Here is a 3,185-nt window from a genome sequence, read left to right as displayed (position 1 = left end):
CGGTCCCGGCCGTGCCGGGTGGCGTCCGGGCGGCGGGAGGGGGTCATCCCTCGTCCTCGCTCTCCGTGCGGGGCCGTCGGCCGACGAAGGTGTGGGTGATGCCCGTCTGCCATCCCGGCAGGGGCAGCGTGCGCACCGCTTCGAAGCCGGCCGCGCGCAGCCGGCCGGCGAAACGTCCGGCGGTGTCGAACTCCAGGACGCTGCGCCGCAGATGGCGGTAGAGCTCGGCGTCCCCGAGCACGCCGGCCGCCGGCTGGACGATGCCGCGGCACACCAGGTCCCACACCACGCGGTCCGCGCGGCGTCCGCCGAGCGTGTACTCGTGCACGCCCAGTCTCCCGCCGGGGGCCAGCAGTGCGCGCACGGTGGTGAGCACGGCGTCCGGGTCGGCGACGTTGCGCAGGAGGTAGGCCGCGAACACCGCGTCGAAGGGGCCCTCCACCCCGGCCTCCGCCAGCCCTTCCGCCGGTGCCCGTACGAAGGTCACACCGTCCGGCCAGTTCTTGGCGGCGGCCCGTTCGAGCATGCCGGCGGAGGCGTCCACGGCCACGATCCGCGCGCCCGGCAGCACCGTGGAGAGCGCGGCGGTCGACGCGCCGGTGCCGCAGCCGAGGTCCAGGACGCGCAGTCCCTCGCCCCGCCGCGGCAGTCCCAGGCGGCGTGCCGAGCGGCGGAGGTGGGCGTGGTAGCCGGGGTTGGCGGCCACCAGGGTGTCGTAGCCGCGGGCGGCGTGGTCGAACGCGGCGGCGAGCTTCTCGTCGCGCAGCACGGTCATGCGGTCTCCTGGTGCAGAAGGGCCGGATCAGGGGCCGTCGAAGGGGCGGCGGGGCAGGGCGGGCAGTTCCAGCGCCGAGCGGAGCATGGGGCCGACGGGGGCGTGCAGGCCGACGGCGAGGTCCTCGTGGAGCCGGGTGCGGCCGTCCAGGAAGCGCAGCAGGCGCCGCATGGGCACACGGGTGAAGAGGCGGGAGAACAGCGCGGGTCCGTCGGCCCGGCCGCTGTCCAGGGCGCGCAGCAGGACGGCGTCCATGGCCCGGGAACGGGCCGAATGGGCGGGGGGCGGTACGGGAACGCGGCCCTGGCGGAGGGCGTCGGCGACGGCCCTCGTCTGCCGTTGGATCCCGGCGAAGGTGTAGCCGGTCGAGGGGCGGGTGGCGCCGCCCGCGGCACCGATGCGGAAGACGGAGGCACCGACCCGGCGGGGGATCGGGGCGTCGGTCATCGGGATGACGCCCGTCTCGGTGGACAGGATCCGCAGTTCCCCCAGCCGGAGTACGTCCTCGGTGTACTGCCGTACCGCCGCCTCGTAGCCGTCGGCGGTGAGGGGGCGCCGGGAGAACTCGGTGTACTCCACCAGCGCCTCGTGGCAGCCGACGGGCAGGACGTAGCCGAAGGACAGTCCGTCGGCGGGCTGGGGGGTGCGGAAGTCCATCAGGTCGGCGGTCCGCGGGTCGAAGACCGGGCGGGCGGTGCGGACGAACCAGCCGTGGAAGTGCTGCAGCAGGGTGGTGCGGGCGGCCGGCAGGCTGCCCGGGGGACGTGAGTCGAACACCCAGCGGACCCGCAGGGAGCGGGCGCGGGCGCCGGTGTCCCGCAGCCGGACCAGGGCTCCTTCGAGCACGTCCTCCACGGTCTCGACGGTCGCCTCCAGCCGGCGGACGGCCGGGCTGCCGGCCAGGTCGTGGCCGACCAGGTGCTCGAAGTCGTCGGACCGGATCATCTTGTAGCGCAGCGGCGCGATGTCCCCCTCGGCCGCCCGGCCGGAAGGCGGACGCACCCGCAGGTGCCGCCAGGCCGCCGTGACGGCGGCGTCGAAACGGCCCGCGCCCGCTTCCCAGAAGCACCAGGTACGGCGCGGGGGACGCATCGGGCCGGGCGGGGCGTCCACCAGGACGACCGACGGTGCCCGGGTTCCCGGCACGGGCCGCGACAGGCGGTGGGCCAGGGACAGCCCGGCGGCTCCCGCCCCGACGATCGCCACGTCGGCGTCCAGCACGACGGCACGCTCCTCCCGCTCCTCGGCACACACGCACCTCGCCAGCATTCCTGCCTGTGTGCCCGATCGGATGCGGGTCACTCGGACGTGTGACGGATCGCTGCCGGTGAGACGAGGGGGCACAGAGGGAAGGCATGCGGCGGCATACGCCGGACCGCTCCCGCCCGTGCCGCATCCGCGTGCGGTGCGCGAGCGGAAAGGCGTGGGCGAGGGAACGTTCGGTGTTCGGGACGAGAGGAACCGGAATGGGCCGCACACAGGCCGAGGAGCACGGCACGGCGGGGCCACGGCTCGTCGGGCACCCGGCGACGGGCACCGAGGACGCCTCCGCCGTGGACCGGGACGTGTCCGGCGCGGTCGGCCGCGTACTCGATCACGTGCTGGCCGACCGGGTGGCCCGCGCACGTGACGTGGACCCGCTGTTCGGCGACGATGTGGCCGGACGTGTCGCGCACTTCACCCGTACGGGTGGCAAGCGCACCCGTTCGCGTTTCCTGTGGTGGGCGCTGCGCGCCTGTGGTGGCGAGGGAGCCGCCACGGTCGGGGCGGCCCTGCGGATCGGTGCGGCGCTCGAACTCCTGCAGACCTGCGCGCTGGTCCACGACGACGTGATGGACGGTTCCGCGCTGCGTCGTGCGCGGCCCACGTTCCACGTCGACGTCGCCGCCCAGTACGCGGACGCGGCACCGGCGGGACGGGCCGGGCGCCTCGGCGACGGGACCGCGATCCTCGCCGGCGATCTGGCGCTCGTGTGGGCCGACGACCTCCTGGCCGAGACGCCGCTCGAAGGGGACGGCGGGCGGGCGGTGCGCCGGATCTGGAGCGACATGCGCACGGAGATGGTGGCCGGCCAGTACCTGGACCTGCACGGCCAGGCGACGGGGTCGCGCTCCCTGCCGCGCGCGCTGCGCACCGCCCGTGTCAAGAGCGCCCTGTACTCGGTCGAACGGCCGATCGCCCTCGGTGCCGCGCTCGCGGGTGCGGACGACGGCACCGCGGCGGCCCTGTGCGCGGCCGGGCGCTGTGTGGGCACGGCGTTCCAGCTCCGCGACGACCTCGACGACGTCTTCGGGGATCCGCGGCGCACCGGCAAGCCGACGGGCGGGGACATCGGCGAGGGGAAGCCGACCTGCCTGGTGGCGGTCGCCCACGCGCGGGCCGAGGCGGCCGGCGACCGCCGGGCCCTGGA

The 3,185-nt window shown here is 75.6% G+C and carries 3 protein-coding genes; 1 reads left to right on the top strand and 2 read right to left on the bottom strand.

Annotated features, from left to right (window positions below; genetic code table 11):
* Nucleotides 1-43: 43 nt before the first annotated feature.
* Both B7767_RS08805 and B7767_RS08800 read right to left on the bottom strand, forming a co-directional pair.
* Complete coding sequence (locus tag B7767_RS08805; RefSeq protein ID WP_085571680.1) at nucleotides 44-775, bottom strand: class I SAM-dependent methyltransferase; 732 nt, start codon at nucleotides 773-775, stop codon at nucleotides 44-46.
* 27 nt (nucleotides 776-802) lie between these two features.
* On the bottom strand, nucleotides 803-2,044 hold the full coding sequence (locus B7767_RS08800; protein WP_256923364.1) for a lycopene cyclase family protein: 1,242 nt from the start codon (nucleotides 2,042-2,044) through the stop codon (nucleotides 803-805).
* 197 nt (nucleotides 2,045-2,241) lie between these two features.
* Between B7767_RS08800 and B7767_RS08795 the strand changes: the two genes are divergently transcribed.
* The coding region (locus B7767_RS08795) for a polyprenyl synthetase family protein (protein WP_085571679.1) at nucleotides 2,242-3,185 on the top strand (944 nt) is incomplete at its 3' end.

The organism is Streptomyces sp. 13-12-16, from assembly GCF_002114215.1.
Lineage (GTDB): Bacteria > Actinomycetota > Actinomycetes > Streptomycetales > Streptomycetaceae > Streptomyces.
The sequence above is the reverse complement of the archived record's forward strand: the minus strand, read 5'-3'. Positions and strand labels throughout refer to the sequence as shown.

Bases quoted from the DNA above. Each gene is read 5' to 3' on its own strand.
- B7767_RS08805 (WP_085571680.1), bottom strand. From the start codon at position 775: ATGACCGTGCTGCGCGACGAGAAGCTCGCCGCCGCGTTCGACCACGCC.
- B7767_RS08800 (WP_256923364.1), bottom strand. From the start codon at position 2,044: ATGCTGGCGAGGTGCGTGTGTGCCGAGGAGCGGGAGGAGCGTGCCGTC.